The organism is Halobacterium yunchengense (genome assembly GCF_037031165.1).
GTDB lineage: Archaea > Halobacteriota > Halobacteria > Halobacteriales > Halobacteriaceae > Halobacterium > Halobacterium yunchengense.
The window spans coordinates 219506-235572 of the sequence record NZ_JAYEZL010000004.1 but is presented as its reverse complement, the minus strand read 5'-3'; the positions used below and the strand labels follow the sequence as shown (position 1 = coordinate 235572).

16 protein-coding genes and 1 tRNA gene are annotated in these 16067 nt (G+C 70.5%); 9 read left to right on the top strand and 8 right to left on the bottom strand.

Annotated features, from left to right (window positions below):
- Positions 1-96: 96 nt before the first annotated feature.
- Complete coding sequence (locus U5911_RS13125) at positions 97-297, bottom strand: VNG_1110C family protein (RefSeq protein WP_336037448.1); 201 nt, start codon at positions 295-297, stop codon at positions 97-99.
- Between the two features lie 164 nt (positions 298-461).
- Between U5911_RS13125 and U5911_RS13120 the strand changes: the two genes are divergently transcribed.
- The 4 genes from U5911_RS13120 (at position 462) to U5911_RS13105 (ending at position 3472) form a co-directional block, all read left to right on the top strand.
- Entirely contained in the window at positions 462-1574 is a 1113-nt protein-coding gene (locus U5911_RS13120; RefSeq protein ID WP_336037447.1) for an OBG GTPase family GTP-binding protein, read from the top strand.
- A 2-nt stretch (positions 1575-1576) separates the two neighbouring features.
- Positions 1577-2035: a DUF8050 family protein gene (locus U5911_RS13115; protein ID WP_336037446.1), complete on the top strand. Its 459-nt coding sequence runs from the start codon at positions 1577-1579 to the stop codon at positions 2033-2035.
- A gap of 81 nt (positions 2036-2116) precedes the next feature.
- Positions 2117-2899, top strand: a complete 783-nt coding sequence (locus U5911_RS13110; RefSeq protein WP_336037444.1) for a VOC family protein — start codon at positions 2117-2119, stop codon at positions 2897-2899.
- A 171-nt stretch (positions 2900-3070) separates the two neighbouring features.
- The gene (locus U5911_RS13105) at positions 3071-3472 is read left to right on the top strand and encodes an SAM-dependent methyltransferase (protein ID WP_336037442.1); all 402 of its coding nucleotides are present in this window, start codon (positions 3071-3073) and stop codon (positions 3470-3472) included.
- Between the two features lie 3 nt (positions 3473-3475).
- On the opposite strand, the gene dph5 is transcribed toward U5911_RS13105, so the two are convergent.
- Positions 3476-4273, bottom strand: coding sequence for a diphthine synthase (dph5, locus tag U5911_RS13100; RefSeq protein WP_336037441.1), 798 nt, complete (start codon positions 4271-4273; stop codon positions 3476-3478).
- Positions 4274-4390: 117 nt separating this feature from the next.
- Here dph5 and U5911_RS13095 point away from each other — a divergent pair, with 117 nt between their 5' ends.
- Together U5911_RS13095 and U5911_RS13090 are read left to right on the top strand one after the other, a co-directional pair.
- Positions 4391-5419 (top strand): class I SAM-dependent methyltransferase, encoded by a 1029-nt coding sequence (locus tag U5911_RS13095; protein ID WP_336037440.1) that lies wholly within the window; start codon positions 4391-4393, stop codon positions 5417-5419.
- A 112-nt stretch (positions 5420-5531) separates the two neighbouring features.
- Positions 5532-5606 (top strand) — tRNA-Thr (locus U5911_RS13090).
- Positions 5607-5775: 169 nt separating this feature from the next.
- On the opposite strand, the gene U5911_RS13085 is transcribed toward U5911_RS13090, so the two are convergent.
- The 3 genes from U5911_RS13085 to U5911_RS13075 all read right to left on the bottom strand — a co-directional run bounded on the left by U5911_RS13085 (position 5776) and on the right by U5911_RS13075 (position 8208).
- Positions 5776-6468 carry a hypothetical protein gene (locus U5911_RS13085; protein WP_336037439.1) on the bottom strand — a complete coding sequence of 231 codons (693 nt, stop codon included), beginning with the start codon at positions 6466-6468 and terminating at the stop codon, positions 5776-5778.
- A 24-nt stretch (positions 6469-6492) separates the two neighbouring features.
- Positions 6493-7497 carry a tyrosine-type recombinase/integrase gene (locus tag U5911_RS13080; protein ID WP_336037438.1) on the bottom strand — a complete coding sequence of 335 codons (1005 nt, stop codon included), beginning with the start codon at positions 7495-7497 and terminating at the stop codon, positions 6493-6495.
- Positions 7498-7647: 150 nt separating this feature from the next.
- The gene (locus U5911_RS13075; RefSeq protein WP_336037437.1) at positions 7648-8208 is read right to left on the bottom strand and encodes a hypothetical protein; all 561 of its coding nucleotides are present in this window, start codon (positions 8206-8208) and stop codon (positions 7648-7650) included.
- Between the two features lie 88 nt (positions 8209-8296).
- Here U5911_RS13075 and U5911_RS13070 point away from each other — a divergent pair, with 88 nt between their 5' ends.
- Positions 8297-9406, top strand: a complete 1110-nt coding sequence (locus tag U5911_RS13070) for an NAD(P)/FAD-dependent oxidoreductase (protein WP_336037436.1) — start codon at positions 8297-8299, stop codon at positions 9404-9406.
- 32 nt (positions 9407-9438) lie between these two features.
- Here the strand turns inward: U5911_RS13070 and U5911_RS13065 are convergent, their stop codons facing one another.
- From U5911_RS13065 to U5911_RS13055, 3 genes are all read right to left on the bottom strand, one after another.
- Positions 9439-10875, bottom strand: a complete 1437-nt coding sequence (locus tag U5911_RS13065; RefSeq protein WP_336037435.1) for an MATE family efflux transporter — start codon at positions 10873-10875, stop codon at positions 9439-9441.
- Positions 10876-10978: 103 nt separating this feature from the next.
- Positions 10979-11752: an MOSC domain-containing protein gene (locus tag U5911_RS13060; RefSeq protein WP_336037434.1), complete on the bottom strand. Its 774-nt coding sequence runs from the start codon at positions 11750-11752 to the stop codon at positions 10979-10981.
- 62 nt (positions 11753-11814) lie between these two features.
- Positions 11815-13050 carry an MFS transporter gene (locus U5911_RS13055; RefSeq protein ID WP_336037433.1) on the bottom strand — a complete coding sequence of 412 codons (1236 nt, stop codon included), beginning with the start codon at positions 13048-13050 and terminating at the stop codon, positions 11815-11817.
- 239 nt (positions 13051-13289) lie between these two features.
- Between U5911_RS13055 and U5911_RS13050 the strand changes: the two genes are divergently transcribed.
- The gene (locus U5911_RS13050; protein ID WP_336037432.1) at positions 13290-14699 is read left to right on the top strand and encodes a short-chain fatty acid transporter; all 1410 of its coding nucleotides are present in this window, start codon (positions 13290-13292) and stop codon (positions 14697-14699) included.
- Between the two features lie 70 nt (positions 14700-14769).
- Entirely contained in the window at positions 14770-16062 is a 1293-nt protein-coding gene (locus U5911_RS13045) for an amidase (RefSeq protein ID WP_336037431.1), read from the top strand.
- The last annotated feature ends 5 nt before the right edge of the window (positions 16063-16067 follow it).

Sequence of the window (16067 nt, the reverse complement as noted above, 5' to 3'; positions counted from 1 at the left end):
CGCGGCTTTAACCCTTTCTTTCTGCGGGGAGGCCGGAACGGCGCGCGGCGGGCCGCTCGCGGCCCGCTACCGGGAGGGCGGCGCGCCGGGGACCGCTCAGGGGACGCTGATCCCCTGCTCGACGAGGTAGTCGCTGAGCTCCTTGATGACGACGGGGCTGCCGATGATGCGGACGACGCCGTCGCGCTCCAGGACGCTCACCGTGAACTCCGCTTCGATGTCGTCGCGCAGCCCCTCCAGCGTGGCCGCCGGAAGCACGATCTGCGTGCTGTCGCGGAGGTTGGAGGGGTCGGGCATCACCCCCCACTCTCTTGAGCCGTCCTATGAACGTGTCGAAAATCATCGCAGACGACCGCTGGGAAGAACTCCCCGACGGCGGCCGTCGCGGTCGAGCGCCGACCCGTCGGGCGGCGTTCGCGGAAGGGAAGCGCTTTTCGGCGGCAGCGGCCTACCCGGCACCAATGGGTCTGGAGGAGGAAATCGAACAGCTCGAAGAAGAAATCGCGAACACGCCGTACAACAAGTCGACGGAGGCCCACATCGGCCGGCTGAAGGCGAAGCTCGCCGAGAAGAAAGAGCAACTCGAGAAACAGCAGTCGGGCAGCGGCGGCGGTGGCGGCTACGCCGTCGAACAGCACGGCGACGCGACGGTCGCGCTCGTCGGGTTCCCCTCCGTGGGGAAGTCCTCGCTCATCAACGCGATGACGAACGCCGACAGCGAGGTCGGCGCCTACGAGTTCACGACCCTGGACGTCAACCCCGGAATGCTGGAGTACCGCGGCGCGGACATCCAGCTGCTGGACGTCCCCGGACTCATCGAGGGCGCGGCGGGCGGGCGCGGCGGCGGGAAGGAGATTCTCTCGGTCATCCGCGCCGCCGACCTCGTCGTCTTCATGCTGTCGGCGTTCGAGATCGAGCAGTACGAGCGCCTCTACGACGAGCTCTACGACGTGAACATCCGCGTCGACGAGGAACCCCCCTCCGTGACCGTCCGCAAGAAGGGCAAGGACGGCATCGACGTGAACACCTCCGGCGACCTCGACCTCGACGAGGAGACCGTCAAGGACGTGCTCCGCCAGCACGGGTTCGTGAACGCGACCGTCACCATCCGCGGGAACCCCGACATCGACCGGCTCGTGGACGGCGTGATGGACAACCGCGTCTACATGCCGTCGCTGGTCGCCGTGAACAAGGTCGACCTCATCGAGCCGTCGTACGTGGACACGATGAAGGCCGACCTCCGCGAGCAGGGCGTCGACCCCGAGGAGGCAATCTTCATCTCCGCTGAGGAACAGAAGGGCCTCGACGCCCTCAAGGAGCGGATGTGGGAGGCACTCGGTCTCATCCGCGTCTACATGGACAAGCCCGGCCGGGGCGTCGACTACGAGGAGCCGCTGGTGGTCCGCGAGGGAGACACCGTCGACGACGCGCTGTCGAAGCTCGGCGGCACCCTCGACGAGCGCTTCCGGTTCGCGCGCGTCACGGGGCCGTCCGCGAAACACGACGAACAGCAGGTCGGCCGCGACCACGTGCTCGCCGACGAGGACGTCCTCCGCGTGGTCGCGCGGCGGTAGCCGTGTCGGGCCCGCGCGGACAGCCCGGCGCCGTCCGGCCGGCGACGCGGCGCCGCCTCCTCCTCGCAGCGCTCGCCGGCGTCCTGCCCTGGGTGGTCGTCACCTTCGACGGCGGCTGGTACGCCGTCCTCTCGGCGGGGTTCGCGCACCCCGACCCGGGGTCGTTCACGTCGCTGCTCGCGTACCTCGACCGCGTCCAGACCGTCCCCGGCAGGCTGGCGGCGTGGCCGACAGCGACCGTCCTCTACGCGCTCGCGCTCGCCGCCGCCGCGCTCGACCACGTGGTCGGCGTCGACTCGCGCGTGCCGGCCGGACTACTCTTCCTCACGGGCGTCGACGTCGCCGTGCTGGCGTTCTCGCTGTCCGGCCAGCGCGGCATCCTCGCGGTGCCGGTGGGCGTCCTCTGGCTCTGGAGCGCCGTCTGGCTGGGGTACCGCGACGCGCTGCCGTTCGGCGGCTGAGGCCCCGACGTCGACGCGGTGGCGGCAGCGTCGGCTTCCGCGTCCGGTACGCTTTTCGACGCCGCAGTCCAGCACTCGGACATGAGCGACTTCGTGCTCGACCACGTGATGCTGCGCGTCGGCGACCTCGAGGCGTCCCTGGACTGGTACCAGTCCCACCTCGAGTACGTCGAACACGGCCGCTGGGAGGCCGAGGACTTCACCATCGTCTACCTCGGCCCCGAGGACGTCCACGAGGAGGGCGCGCTCCTCGAGCTCACGCACAACCACGACACCGACGACTACGAGCTCGGCGACGCGTGGGGCCACATCGCCGTGCGGACGGACGACGTCGACGACGCCTACGAGGAACTGATGGCCGAGGGCGTCGAGGACTACCGCGACCCGGACTCCTGCGGCGGGTCGTACGCGTTCGTGACGGACCCGGACGGCCACGAGGTCGAGATCGTCGAGCGCGACCACGGCGAGGAGTGGAGCCTCGACCACACGATGGTGCGCGTCGAGGACGCCGACCGGCACCTCGGGTTCTGGACGCGGAAGTTCGAGTACGAGCACACCGGCCGCTGGGAGTCGGACACGTTCGCGAACTACTTCGTGAAACCCGAGGGCGCCAGCGACGAGGCGATGGCCGTCGAACTCACGTACAACTACGACGGCCGCACGTACGACGTGGGCGACGCGTGGGGCCACCTCGCGGTGCGCACCGACGACCTCGTGGGCGACTGGGAGACCCTCCTCGAGCGCGAGGCCGACGACTACCGCGACCCCGAGTCCTGCGACTACGACTACGCGTTCACGAGAGACCCCGACGGCCACGAGATCGAGGTCCTGAACCCCGCGGAGTCGCCCGTCGATCGGACGTAGTCTCCGCTCGGCCGGACGCAGTCTCCGCTCGGCCGGACGCAGTCCCCGTTCGGCCGGACGCAGTCCCCGTTCGGCCGGACGCAGTCCCCGTTCGGCCGGACGTACTCGCCAGTTGCTCGGCGGTTGCCGGTCCACCGCCTCGCTTTTCTCGCTGGTCGCAGTAGGGAGCGCATGGACTGCGAGCCGATCGGCCACGTCGAGACGCCGTTCGCGACCACGGACGCGGCGCCCCGCCAGGGGTTCCGCGGCGACCAGAGCGGCACCGTCCGGGTCGACGAGCAGTACCGCCGCGGCCTCACCGGGTTCGAGGTCGGTGACACCGTCCTCGTGATGTGGTGGGCGGACCGCGCGGACCGCTCCGTGCTGCGCGTCCGCGGCGGCGACCGCGGCGTGTTCACCACGCGGTCGCCGGCGCGCCCGAACCCCGTCTGTCTCACCGCCTGCGAGGTCCTCGCAGTCGACGAGGCCGCCGGCACGCTCGACGTCGACGGCGTGTACATGGCGGACGGGAGCCCCGTGCTGGACCTGAAGCGCACGCTGGACGCCGCCGAGGGCGCGCCGCCCGGGGAGTGACGGTCAGACGCGGTGCGCGTCGAGAGCGTCGGCGGGCGCGTCCGCGAGCCCGGCGAGCGCGTCCGCCTCGACGTGGTGGAGGTCGCCCGGGAGCACGAGCAGGTGCAGGGGGTCGCCGAAGTCCGCGTCGGCGAGCGCCGAGAGGCGGGCCGCGCGCACGGTGGCGTCCGGCGCGCCGGCGCGCGCGACGACCACGCCGAGCGCGTCGGCGTCCCAGTGCTCGGCGAGCAGGCCGGCGGCGTGGCTCGCGGTCATGTACGCGTCGCCGTCGGCGCGCGGGTGGTCGACCTTGATGTCGAGGTAGGCGAGCGTGTGGAGGCCGCGCTCGCGGTTCGCTTCGACCGTCTCGACGACCGAACTCGGGACGCCGTCGGCGCCGTGCGCCCACTCGAAGGGCAGCGTGGTGGCTTTTCCGAACCGGTAGTTCTGGAGGCCGGTCAGGCTGGACGCCGCGGACTCCGCGGTCGGCGCGTGGATCACGCGCGTGTCGACGCCGCGCTCCGCGGCGCGCAACCGGAGGTCGACGTGCGTCGTCGAGATCATCGTGTCGCCGGCCGTGAGGAAGACGGCGTCCCCGTCCTCGGCGGCCGCCAGAATCGGCTCGGGGTTCCCCTCGACGCCCGCGCGGTCCAGGACCTCGATCTCCGTGCCGTGGTAGGCCTCGAGGTCGGCGACGTCCGCGCCGACCAGCCGGCTCGTGTAGAACTCCGCGAACGCGCGGTCGGCGTCGGCGACGGCGTCGGCGCCCTCGACGGTGACCGAGCGCTCGTCGTAGAGCCCGAGTCCGACGAACGTGAGCATACGTCCGGTAGCGGGCCGGACGCCGTAGGGGTTTCGAGTCGCCCGCCGCCGGACCGCGCGCGGCCGGCGCCGCCGGGAAGCGAAACCGGGAAGGGCGCGCCGGCCGGAGGAGAGACGATGCCAGTGCCGTGCGTCCGCGTGCCGGTCGAGGACGGCGAGGCCACCAGACAGCGCCTCGCCGACGCGGACCTCCTCGTCGACGAGTACGCCATCACGCACGAGGACGGACAGCTGTACATCCCCGTCGCGGACCCAGACGCCGTCCCCGGCGACCTCGCGGTCGTCGACTTCGACGCGCCGGCCCGCGAGACGCCGACGACGCCGGCGGACCTGCTGGGGTTCGAGCCGACGTACGAGCGCCTCGGCGACGTCGTCATCCTGGACGAGGACGACCCCGAGCGCGCCCGCGAGATCGCGGACGCGGTGATGCGGTCGGACGTCCGCGCGAAGACCGTCGTGAACCGCGCGTCGAAGATCAAGGGGACCGAGCGCGTCCGCGACTGGGACGTCGTGGCGGGCGACGGCACGGAGACCGTCCACACGGAGTACGGCTGCGAGTTCGAACTCGACCTCGCCGCGGTGTACTTCTCGCCGCGGCTCGCGACCGAGCGCCACCGCGTCGTCGAACAGGTCGCCCGGGGCGAGCGCGCGTTCGACATGTTCGCGGGCGTCGGCCCGTACGCCGTCCCGATGGCGAAGGCGGGCGCCGAGGTCGTCGCGACGGACATCAACGAGACCGCGGTCGAGTACCTGCGGCGGAACGCCGAGCGGAACGACGTCGCGGACCGCGTCACCGCCGTCGCCGGCGACGTACGGGACGTCGTCTCGGGGGCCGCCGGCGGGGCGCAGAGCGACGGCGGGCGCGAGCGCGGCGGCTACGAGGACTGGGCGGACCGCGTCGTGATGAACCTCCCCCACACGGCCGACGAGTTCCTCGACACCGCCGTCGCGCTCGCCGGGGACGACTGCGTCCTCCACTACTACGACATCCAGCACGAGGACGACCGCTTCGGGCCGGGCGAGCGCGCCGTCCGGGACGCCGCCGGCCGCGACTACGACGTGACCGTCGAGACCAGGCGGACCGTCCGCTCGTACGCGCCCCACGAGTACAACGTCGTCCTCGACGTCCGCCTCGAGCGGCGGTAATTCGACACCCTTATTTTCGCCTTCCGGCTACAGACAGGTGCGACCCGACGAGCACACCGCGCCGGTGTCCCGTCGCGGGCGGCGGGGCTCGGCAGACGAGCGCGACGAGTCTGCCGGTGTAGCTCAGACTGGCTAGAGCGATTCCTTCGTAAGGAATAGGCCGAGGGTTCAAATCCCTCCACCGGCTTCCCTTTGCGGAAGAGACGTAATGGACAGATAGCGGCGCTCTTACTTAACTCCTCAGCCGTCTGGAGCAGAGAATTGAACCCGGAACTCGGCAGGATTCGTGGGTTCATCCGGGAGTAAATGATTGCTGCGAGCGCGGTGGCCCGGCGCGTTCCCGAGGGTTTCCATAATTATTCGGCTCGCCACTTGCCATCATCCTCGTGGAATACCCCTGCAATAGACCCCAGTAGTATCAACCCCAAGTTGTACCCGAGTTGACTTTTTGACGCGAACGCAGAAGCGACCGCAATGCCAATTTCTCCACCCTCGTTCAACGGGCCACGATTCCAAGCCCGTAGAACCGCGAGCCTCCTGAGCGGTTCGTGGCGATGGTCTTCACTCCTAAAGGCAAGTACCTCCACGAAGATTAGCCGAGCAGTGACCAAGATAGAGAAGAAGATTGTAACGAGGGTCAGTACTACACCGAGATAATCCATCCCAAGGTGACTACCAACCAGAAGGGCAGACAAGCCACCGAGTATAGAGAATGTGAACTCGCCTTCTCGAAGGCTATCATCAGCATTCTCCCTTGCTTGGTCAATTTCTCGGAGAAGGCCCCAACGTTCCCAATCCTCGTCTTCTTCCAGTCTACTCTCGACGATATGGAGAACGTCGTCACGGAAGTCTCTCATCACCTCGGGTTGGAAAACGCTAAACGCGAATTTTCGAAGGACCAGTTCAGGTCGGAGAGACGTTCCGAGAACGACCGGAAGTCGAGCAATCCGTTGGAGGACGGCGAGAACAATCAATATTGGCAGGAGGATGAGAAGGGCGAAGAGAACGACGAAGATGAATTGAAGAATCGACCCTACCCTTCGCAACATACCGCGGAGGTGTGAGTCCAGATACTAAATATCCCTGAGATGGTCTTGTCGCCTCTTTGCTTTCTCGTCGTGCGAGCCTTTGTCGTAGTGCTTGTCAAGCACACGGCCTGTCATATTCACCCGCTCGCCAGTCACGTCCTTTGGCTGGCCTGCGTTCCGAGCCGCGGTGACGTACCCTCGCCGGAGCGCGTGGGGGCTAACTGACCCGGGGCATTGTGACGCCCCATTCCAAGTGGCCGCCTCGCACGTCTCCGGGTCTTCATCGAACGGACAGTCATTCGTGTAGTGGCACGGTCGGGTGGCCGTGTAGACCAAGCGCTGAATCGTCGTTCGTGCGCGCCGACCGTGTTCCGTGGCAATCAGGGGTTCTCTGCCATATTCGTCCCTCACGTCAGGCCGCTGGTTCTCGATGTAATCCACGATGATTTCGCCTGTTTCTCGGGAGACGAGTACGTCGCGCTCGCCCTTCTCCTTCTTCTTCAGCGGCGTTCCCGTGGAGGGACGGTGGCGTATCTCCAGCGCTGGTCGGGCTTCATCGAAGTCGTCCACATCCAGCGCTCGAAGTCCACTCAGACGCATCCCTGTCTTCCACAGGATGAGGAAGATGACGTGGCGGTCGCTCGCGTACTCGAACTTCCCGAGGTGGTCGAGAATGGCATTCGCTTCCTCACGGGTCAGCACGTCGTCACAGATTTCGTCTTCTACGTTCGTCGCCGGGATACGCACTAACTCCGCGAGGCCTCTCGGAACTGCTTGAATCGTCTCGCAGAACTCGATGAAGCCTCTGACCGTGACCATATCGTTACGAGCGGTGATGGTTGCGACGTTTGTCAGGCGCTTCTCGCGGAATTGCTGGAGATGGTCCGAATCGAGGTCGCGCAGGTCGTCGATTCCCTCCTCGTGTAGCCACTCGCAGAATTGCGTGAGGGTCGTGTCGTAGTTGTAGAGCGTCTTCCGAGTGACGCTGTGTTTCTTGTCCTTGAGATAGCGATTCTTGGCGTCGGCAGGCGGGGTGGGTTTGAGGTTCATTGCGCACGCCACTTCCAGCCTCTCCCGTCGATTCAGCCGGCGTCGATACCACCCGTTGCTGCCCGCGAGCGCAGCGAGCGGGGGCCGAGGCGTTCAAATCCCTCCACCGGCTCTTCCTCGCGGTTCTCCGCCTCCGAATGTCCCGCGTCCTCAGCCCGACTCGGCGGCGGGCTCGCTGGAGACGTACTCGATGGTCCAGACCTTCCACGCGCCGTCCTCGGTGCGGAGTTCGACGTTGCTGGTGACGTCCTCCGGCTCCGAATCCGGGGCGTCACGGCGGTAGACCTCCTCGACGACCGCGCGGTCGTCGCCCCCCTCGACGACCTCGTTGCCGACGTGGGCCACCTCGACGCCGTCGTCTGGACCGAAGTCCTCCCAGTACTGGTCGTCGGACCAGTAGGAGGCGTCGCGGGCCGGGCTCTCGGCGTGGAACGTCGCGCGGTAGGCGGCGGCGTCGCCGTCCTCCCAGGCCTGCCAGTTCCGCTTCGACACCGCGGCCGGGCTCGACTGGCCGTCCTCGCGGAGGAAGACGTACCAGCCGCCGGCGCCCGCGGCAGCGAGCCCGCCGACGGCGAGGAGCTTCCGTCGCCCGATGCCGTCACTGCCGGCCGCGCCCGCCGTCTCGAGGTCGACGTTCGGTACCTGCTCGTCGTCGTGGCGGCCGTCGTCCGCGTCGCCGGACGGCGTCTGCCACCTGTCTCCGTCCCCCATACAACTCGGGTCGTTTCACTCGGCTACTATGAATCTACTGCCGGCGGCAGGGTCAGTGCTTATCCCGGTGGGCGTGGGAGTTCTCCGCATGCACGTAGTGGTGGTCGGCGGCGGCGTCGTCGGGACGACGCTGGCGGCGGCGCTGGTCGACGGCTCGGACGACGCGTCCGTGACGCTCTGCGAGCGCGACGAACTCGGCTGCGGGACGACGAGCGCGTCCGCCGCCGTGTTCACGACCCAGCAGCCCCGCCCGAGCGAGTACGACGAGGCGCTCCGGGAGCGCGCCTGGGCGACCTACGAGCCCCTCGTCGAGAGCGGCGCGCTGTCCTACGAGCGCGTCGGTCACCTGACCGTCGCGGAGAGCGACGAGTACGCAGAGACGCTGCGGGAGGCGGTCGGCCCGCTGCGGTCGTTCGGCTACGACGCCGAGTGGGTGCCGGGCGAGCGACTCGGCGAGTTCGACCTGGACGGCGCCGACTACCGCGGCGCGCTCTACACGCCCGAGGAGGGGTACTTCGACGTGGACGAACTCGTCGCGGCGTTCGCCGACCGGGCGCGCGAGGGCGGCGCGGACGTCCGCACCGGCGAGGCAGTGACCGACGTGCTCGTCGAGGACGGCGCCGTCGCCGGCGTCGAGACAGACCGTGAGACGCTGCGGGCGGACGCTGTCGTGAACGCCGCGGGGCCGTGGGCGCTGGCCGTCGACGGGCTGGCGGGCGCGTCGGTGCCGCTGCGGCACACGGTCGGCCCGATTCTCGTCGTGGCGGGCGACGACCACGCCGTCCCGTTCTCCATCTTCGAGTCCAGACACTACGTCCGCCCGGTCGGCGGCGACGCCGCGTACGTCGGGAAGTACCTCACCGACTGGGCGGACGGCGAGGTCCTCGACCCCGACGACCCGGTGGACGCCCTCGAGGCGTTCCGCGGCGAGGCCGACGCGTTCCTCGACCGCTCGGTGCCGCCGCTGGCGGACGGCCGCGTCGTCGACGAGTGGGTGGGGCTGCGCACGGTGACGCCGGACGGCCACCCCGTCGTCGGCGAGTCCGCGGTCACGGGGTTCTACGAGGCGGTCGGGATGTCCGGGCTCGGCGTCACGCTCGCGCCCGCCGTCGCCGACCTGCTCGCCGCGGAGATCCGCGGCGAGGCGACGGCCGCCGACGAGCGCCTGCTGGAGCCACTGTCGCCGGAGCGGTTCTGACCGCCGACGGTCCGGGCCGGGAGCGCCCGTCGTCAGTCGTCGAGCGCGGCGTCCGGCCGGTAGCTGCGGCTGATGGCGCGCCACTTCCCGGTCGCGAACCGGTAGTAGTTGATGGCGGCGGGGATCACCGTCTCGGCGAAAAACGACAGGTAGATGCCGAGGACGCCGAGGCCCGTGGTGGCGCCGAGGTAGACCAGGGGGATGGCGAGCCCGAACATGCCGACGATGCGGCTGTAGAACGGCCAGCGCGTGTCGCCGGTGGCGTCGAGCGCGCCCGCGACGGCGCTCGTGACGCCCTGGGGGACGATGGCCGCGGCGGCGGCGTACACCATGCCGACGGCGATGGGGACGCTGGGGTCGCTCGGGTCGTCGACGAACAGCCCGACGATCTCGGGGGCGAACGCGACGACGGCGAGCGCGGCGACGGCGTACGACGCCACCGAGAACCGCGCGATCTCGCGGCCGTAGGAGGCCGCGGTGTCCTCGTCGTTCTTCCCGAGCTCCTGGCCGACGAGGCTGGACGCGGCGAGCCCGAAGCCCCAGCCGGGCGCGTTCATGATGCCCCAGATGCGGCGCGTGACGATGTACGCCGCCACCGTCGGCGAGCCGAACAGGCCGACGAACGCCAGCAGCGGGAACCGCGCGACGGTCCACACGGAGTTCCGGCCGACGACCGGCAGGCCGATGGAGACGACGTCGCGGCAGGTGTCGGACTGCCAGTACCGGCCGGTCAGCGAGATGGAGACGGGGAACGCGCCGACGAGCGGGAGGCGGCCGCGCGTCAGTCCGACCGCGAACGCGGCGACGACGACGACGTTGCTGACGACGGTGCCGAGCGCGGCGCCGACGACGCCCAAGCCGAGCACGAAGATGAACACGGCGTTCAGGGCGACGTTGAGGACGGCGCCGCCCGCGCGCAGCACCATCGCGGTCCAGGCGTCGTCGGCGCCGATGAGCGCGCGAGAGCCGATGAGGTTCAGGCCGGCGACTGGCACGCCGACGGCGAGCACGCGCAGGTAGTCGGCGCCGTACCGGACCGCCTGCGGGTCGTCGGTGAGCACGCCGATGAGCGCGGCGGGCGCGAGGTAGAAGAGGGCGGCGACGGGGAGGGTCGCGGCGACGGTGAGCGCGGCGCTCGACCGGATGGCCTGGCCGAGCTGGTCGTACGCGCCGGCGCCGAACCGCTGGGAGACGAGCGCGATGGTGCCCGCCGCGAGGCCGCCGCCGAGGCTGAACGCGGCGCCCCAGTAGGGGCCGGCGAACCCGACGCCGGCGATGGCGGCGTTCCCGAGGGCGACGCCCACCATGGCGACGTCGGCGGCGCTCTTGGACATGCGCGCGACGCCGGTGACGATGCGCGGCCACGACAGCTCCGTGGCGCGCCGCGCGCGGTCCTCGGCGATCAGCCCGACCCGGGAGAGGGCGAGGCCGATTCCGAGGAGGAGGGCGCTGAACGGGTTCGGTACCACAGTACGTCCTGCTCGGGCGGGCTCCGTGAAAGGGGCACGGAATCCGGTCGGCCCGTGGGGGTTCTACCCGCGAGGCGAGTCGCGCGCGCCGGCCTGCCTCCGGTCAGTCGTCGACGACGGCCACGTCGTCGCCCACGGAGAGCGTCTCGCCCCGGTCGGTCTCCGGGACGGTCGCGATGAGCATCAGCGCGTAGTAGTGGTCGAAGGCGTCGCTGTCGGCCCACTCGGGGAACGTCTCCTCGCGGCGCCGGAGGAACGTCTCGCGGAACCGCGGCGTGGGGTCGCCGGTGTCGGGGTCGCGCTCGGGGACGACGCAGCGCCCACACGGCTTCACGCCCTCGACGCGGACGCCGCCGGCGTCGAAGGCGGGCGCGCCGCCGCCGACGAAGCGGTCCTCCCAGAACGCGGGGACGCCGGCGACTTCGACGTTCGCGCGGAGCCGCCGGCGGACGTTCTCCGCGGTGAGGCCGTCGAACCACGACGCCACCTCGCGGCAGGTCGCGGTGCTGACGACGGACGGCCCGTGGTCGCGGCGGTCGACGTACCCGAGGTCGTCGTCGCGCTCCAGCGCGAGGTCGAGGTCGAAGAACTCCGAGAACCACGCTTCGGCGCCGCCGGGGTCGTCCGCGAGGTCGAAGCGCGCCGTCTCGCCGGCCGGCGGCTCCACCGTGAACGTCCGGGTCTCGGGGTCGTAGTCGGTGTCGAGGGCGTGGACGCGGGCCGTGCGCTTGCCGTTGACGACGTCGCCGTCGGCGTCGAAGAGCGCGAACGCGCGGTCGTCGGCGAGCGTCCCGCCCGGCCGGACCTGGGCGCGCTCGACGTCGACGCCGTCGAGGCCCTTCACGGGGTAGACGCGCAGCCGGTCGATTCGCGGCATCGGCCGGAGGGAGGCGCGCCAGCGGCTTCAGTGTTCGTTCTCGCGGGCGCTCGGCGGGGCGGTCACTCGCTGCGGGTCCGGTCCGCCGCGAACACCGCGAGCGCGCCCGCGACGGCGACCGCGCCTGTCGCGGCGAACACGGGGTCGTACGAGCCGAACGACTCGTAGCCGACGCCGGCGAGGTAGGGGGCGACGAGGCCGCTGACGGCGAACGATGTCGAGACGAGGCCGAAGACGGCGTTGATGTTCGCGCGGCCGAACAGGTGGGCGGTCAGCGGCGCGAGCAGCGCGCCGTTGCCGCCGTACGCGAGCCCGAACGCCGCCGCGAACGTCCAGAGCCCGAGCGCGGAGTCGACGGCGGCGAGCGCGGCGGTGAAGGCGCCCATCGCCGCCGAACAGGCCACGAACACGCGAACCCGGCCGAGCCGGTCGCCGAAGAAGCCGATGGCGACGCGACCGGCGGCGCTGGCGGCGCCGAGCACGCTCAGCGCCGTCGCGCCGGCAGTCCGGGACAGCCCGACGTCAGTCCCGTAGACGACGAGGTTCACGAGGACGACGTACAGCGACCCGAAGACGGCAATCCACCCGAGGAACGTCAGCGCGAACGCGGGCGTCCGGGCGACGCCGGCGACCGCGTCGAAGAGCGCGCGGAGCGTCCGTGCGTCGTCCGTGTCGACGCCGTCCGGGAACTCGCCCGCGGGTGGCGCGCCCGACCCGGGGTCCTCGCGCACGAGGGCGGTCGCGGCGCCGAGGGCGACGGCGACGCCGACCGCGAGCCAGACGAGGGCGTCCCGCCAGCCGACGCGGGCGACGAGCGCGGCGGCGGCCGGCGACACGACGAGCATGCCGACGCCGAGGCCGGCGGAGGCGAGGCCGCTGGCGAGGCCGACGCGGCGGTCGAACCACCGCGCGGGCGTCGCGTACGCGACCACGAAGACGACGCTCAGGCCGGCGCCCGTGACGACGCCGTACGTGAGGACGAACGCCGGCAGGGAGGTCGTCCGGCTGGTGGCGAGCAGGCCCGCACAGAGCACGAGTGCTGCCGCGGCGAGCGCGCGCCGGGGCCCGTACCGGTCGACGAGCGCGCCGACGCCGACGGCGCCGACGTACAGCGCGACGGTCTGGACGCCGAACGCCGTGGACGTGGTCGACCGCGGCGCGCCGAACGCCTCGAGCACGGGGTCGAAGAAGACGCCGAAGGAGTACGACAGTCCGAAGACGACGAACGAGCCGAGAAAGCAGCCCGCGACCACCAGCCAGCCGGCGTACACGTCGTCGAACCGTCCTCCCGTGGCCATCGGCGCCGGCTACGAGACCCGCCCACATAGAACTCGGGCTAGCGGGACGCCCGTGCCACCCACTACGTTCCGCCCGGCAGACATGTAGGAGGGCACACATTACGCGAACGCCGACGCCGTCGAACCAGCGGTTCCGTGGCGTCGTCCGGACGCTCCGGTGGTGCGGCGTCAGTATTGCGGCCTGGTACGTCCCCGACTTCATCCAAACATTTATGATATACTACGCCAGGGTACGCCCCATGGCAACATCCCGCAGTCGAGTACAGAGAGTCGGACAGCGGATGGCCAACTGGTCGGAGAAGTGGATCCCGAACCCGTTCCTGTTCGCGGTGCTTTTGACCATCATCGCGTACATCGCGGCGAACCTCGCGACGCCGGACGGCCCCGTCGAGAACGTCCGGAACTGGTACGGCGGCTTCTGGACGCTGCTGACGTTCGCGATGCAGATGGTCCTCATCCTCGTGACGGGCTACGCCGTCGCCGACTCGGACTTCGTCAGCGACTACCTCGACCGGCTGGCGTCGTGGCCGGACGACAACAAGCAGGCGGCGGCCGCGACGGGCGTCGTCGGCATGATGGGCGGGTACTTCCACTGGGGGGTCGGCCTCATCGTCGGCGCCATCTTCGCCATCTTCGTCGCGCGCGCCGGCCACAAGCGCGGCAAGACGTTCCACTACCCCCTGCTGTGTGCGGCCGGCTACACCAGCCAGGTCATCTGGCACGTCGGGCCGTCCTCGAGCGCCGGCCTGCTGTCCGCGACCGACGACCACCCCTTCGTCGACGTCATCGGCGTCGTCCCGCTCTCGGAGTCCGTGTTCACGATGTACGCGTTCGGGCTGGCCGTGCTCGTGCTCGTCACGGTCACCATCACCCTGTACTTCCTCGCGCCCAAAGAAGAGCACGCCGACGGCATCGAGGAGTACGCGCCCAGCCTCCTCGAGACCGACGACGTGGACGCGCTCTCCGAGCCGACCGACCCCGAACCCCAGACCGACGGCGGCACCGAGGCGGCCATGCCCGCCGACCGCGTCAACGACAGCCGCATCATCGCGTACCTCATCGGCCTCGGGATGGTCGTCTACATCGTCGACTACCTCGCGCAGGTCGGCACTATCGGCGAGGCCCTCGACCTGAACCTCTTCAACTTCATCTTCATCGCGCTCGGACTGTTCCTGCACGGGACGCCGCGGGCGTACATGGAGGCGATCCGGGACGCGACCGAGGGCGCCGCCGGCATCATCCTGCAGTTCCCGTTCTACGCCGGCATCCTCGGCATCATCAGCGGCTCCGGGCTCTCGGACCTGATCGCGGAGGGCCTGCTCGAGATCGCGACCCCGGCGACGTTCCCGGTCATCGCGTGGCTGCTCGGCGGGTTCATGAACCTCTTCGTCCCGAGCGGCGGCGGCGAGTGGGGCATCATCGGCGGCATCATCGGCGGCACCGCCGTCGAACTCGGCGTCTCGCCCGGGAAGGCCATCATCGCGTACGGCACCGGCGACATGTGGACGAACATGTTCCAGCCGTTCTGGGCGATTCCGCTGCTCGGCCTGACGAAGGTGCGGGCCCGGGACATCCTCGGGTACACGATGATCATCATGATCGTGCTCACGCCCGTGTTCGCCGTCGGCCTGTACTTCCTGCCGTACTGAACACCCCTCTCCCGGGCGGCGGGTTCGCCGACCCGTGGACTCAAACGCGCGCCCACCCTCACGACACACGATGACGACCCACGAGAACCGGCTGGCGGACGCCGTCCGCGAGCTACGGGACGGCGACGCGACGCCGAGCGAGTACGTCGAGCGGTGCCTCGACCGGTTCGACGCCGTCGAGGACGACGTCGCGGCGTTCGTCCCCGAGGACGGGCGGCGCGAGCGCGTCCGGGCGACCGCCGCGTCGCTCGGAACCGGGGACGACCCCGACGACAGGCCACCGCTGTACGGCGTCCCGGTCGGCGTGAAGGACATCTACCACGTCGACGGGTTCGAGACGCGCGCGGGGTCGACGGTGCCCCCGGAGGCGCTCGCCGGCCCGCAGGCGGACGTGGTCACGGCGCTTTTGGACGCCGGCGCGTTCGTCTTCGGGAAGACCGTCACCGCCGAGTTCGCGTACTTCGAACCCGGCCCGACGCGGAACCCCCACGACCTCGCGCACACGCCCGGCGGGTCGTCGTCGGGGAGCGCCGCGGCCGTCGCGGCGGGCGTGACGCCGCTCGCGCTCGGCACGCAGACGATGGGGTCGATCGTGCGGCCCGCCGCGTTCTGCGGCGTCGTCGGCGTGAAGCCGACGTACGACCGCGTCCCGTTCGGCGGCATCGTGCAGCTGTCGCCGTCCGCGGACCACGCCGGCTACTTCACGCAGGACGTCGCCGGCGCCCGGCTCGCCGCGCCCGTGGTCTACGAGGACTGGTCGGCGGACGCCCCCGACGGGGACCCCGTGCTCGGCGTGCCCGACGACGCGTACGTCTCGCAGGCCGACGAGGAGGCCGTCGCGCACTTCCGGCGCCGCGTCGCCGCGCTCCGGGACGCCGGCTACGAGGTCCGGGAGACCGACGTCCTCGCTGACGCGGCGACGGTCGACGACCGCCACGGGCGGCTGGTCGCCGCGGAGGCCGCACTCGAACACGGCGAGCTGTCCGCCGAGTACGGCGACCACTACGCGGCCAGCACCCGGGAGCTCCTGGCGGACGGCCGCGCGGTCGAAGTCGGCGACCTCGTGGACGCGCGGAACGGCCGCTGGGCGCTCCGCGACCGCCTCGAGGACGCCAGGGCGGAACACGGCGTCGACGCCTGGGTCGCCCCGTCGGCGCCGGGCCCGGCACCGGCCGGCATCGACTCGACCGGCGACCCCGTCATGGACGTGCCGTGGACGCACGCCTGCGTCCCCGCGGTCAACCTCCCGGCCGGCGAGGTCGACGGCCTGCCGGTCGGCGTGCAGGTGGTCGGCGGGTACGGGGACGACGAACGGCTGCTCGCGTGGTGCGAGGACCTCGCGGCCGTCCTCGCCGCGGACTGAATCCC

Coding starts and splice junctions, on each gene's coding strand:
- dph5 (WP_336037441.1), bottom strand. CDS start 4,273: ATGCTCACGTTCGTCGGACTCGGGCTCTACGACGAGCGCTCGGTCACC.
- U5911_RS13080 (WP_336037438.1), bottom strand. CDS start 7,497: ATGAACCTCAAACCCACCCCGCCTGCCGACGCCAAGAATCGCTATCTC.
- U5911_RS13060 (WP_336037434.1), bottom strand. CDS start 11,752: ATGCCGCGAATCGACCGGCTGCGCGTCTACCCCGTGAAGGGCCTCGAC.
- U5911_RS13070 (WP_336037436.1), top strand. CDS start 8,297: ATGCACGTAGTGGTGGTCGGCGGCGGCGTCGTCGGGACGACGCTGGCG.
- U5911_RS13075 (WP_336037437.1), bottom strand. CDS start 8,208: ATGGGGGACGGAGACAGGTGGCAGACGCCGTCCGGCGACGCGGACGAC.
- U5911_RS13095 (WP_336037440.1), top strand. CDS start 4,391: ATGCCAGTGCCGTGCGTCCGCGTGCCGGTCGAGGACGGCGAGGCCACC.
- U5911_RS13120 (WP_336037447.1), top strand. CDS start 462: ATGGGTCTGGAGGAGGAAATCGAACAGCTCGAAGAAGAAATCGCGAAC.
- U5911_RS13050 (WP_336037432.1), top strand. CDS start 13,290: ATGGCAACATCCCGCAGTCGAGTACAGAGAGTCGGACAGCGGATGGCC.
- U5911_RS13105 (WP_336037442.1), top strand. CDS start 3,071: ATGGACTGCGAGCCGATCGGCCACGTCGAGACGCCGTTCGCGACCACG.
- U5911_RS13045 (WP_336037431.1), top strand. CDS start 14,770: ATGACGACCCACGAGAACCGGCTGGCGGACGCCGTCCGCGAGCTACGG.
- U5911_RS13125 (WP_336037448.1), bottom strand. CDS start 297: ATGCCCGACCCCTCCAACCTCCGCGACAGCACGCAGATCGTGCTTCCG.
- U5911_RS13110 (WP_336037444.1), top strand. CDS start 2,117: ATGAGCGACTTCGTGCTCGACCACGTGATGCTGCGCGTCGGCGACCTC.
- U5911_RS13055 (WP_336037433.1), bottom strand. CDS start 13,050: ATGGCCACGGGAGGACGGTTCGACGACGTGTACGCCGGCTGGCTGGTG.
- U5911_RS13085 (WP_336037439.1), bottom strand. CDS start 6,468: ATGTTGCGAAGGGTAGGGTCGATTCTTCAATTCATCTTCGTCGTTCTC.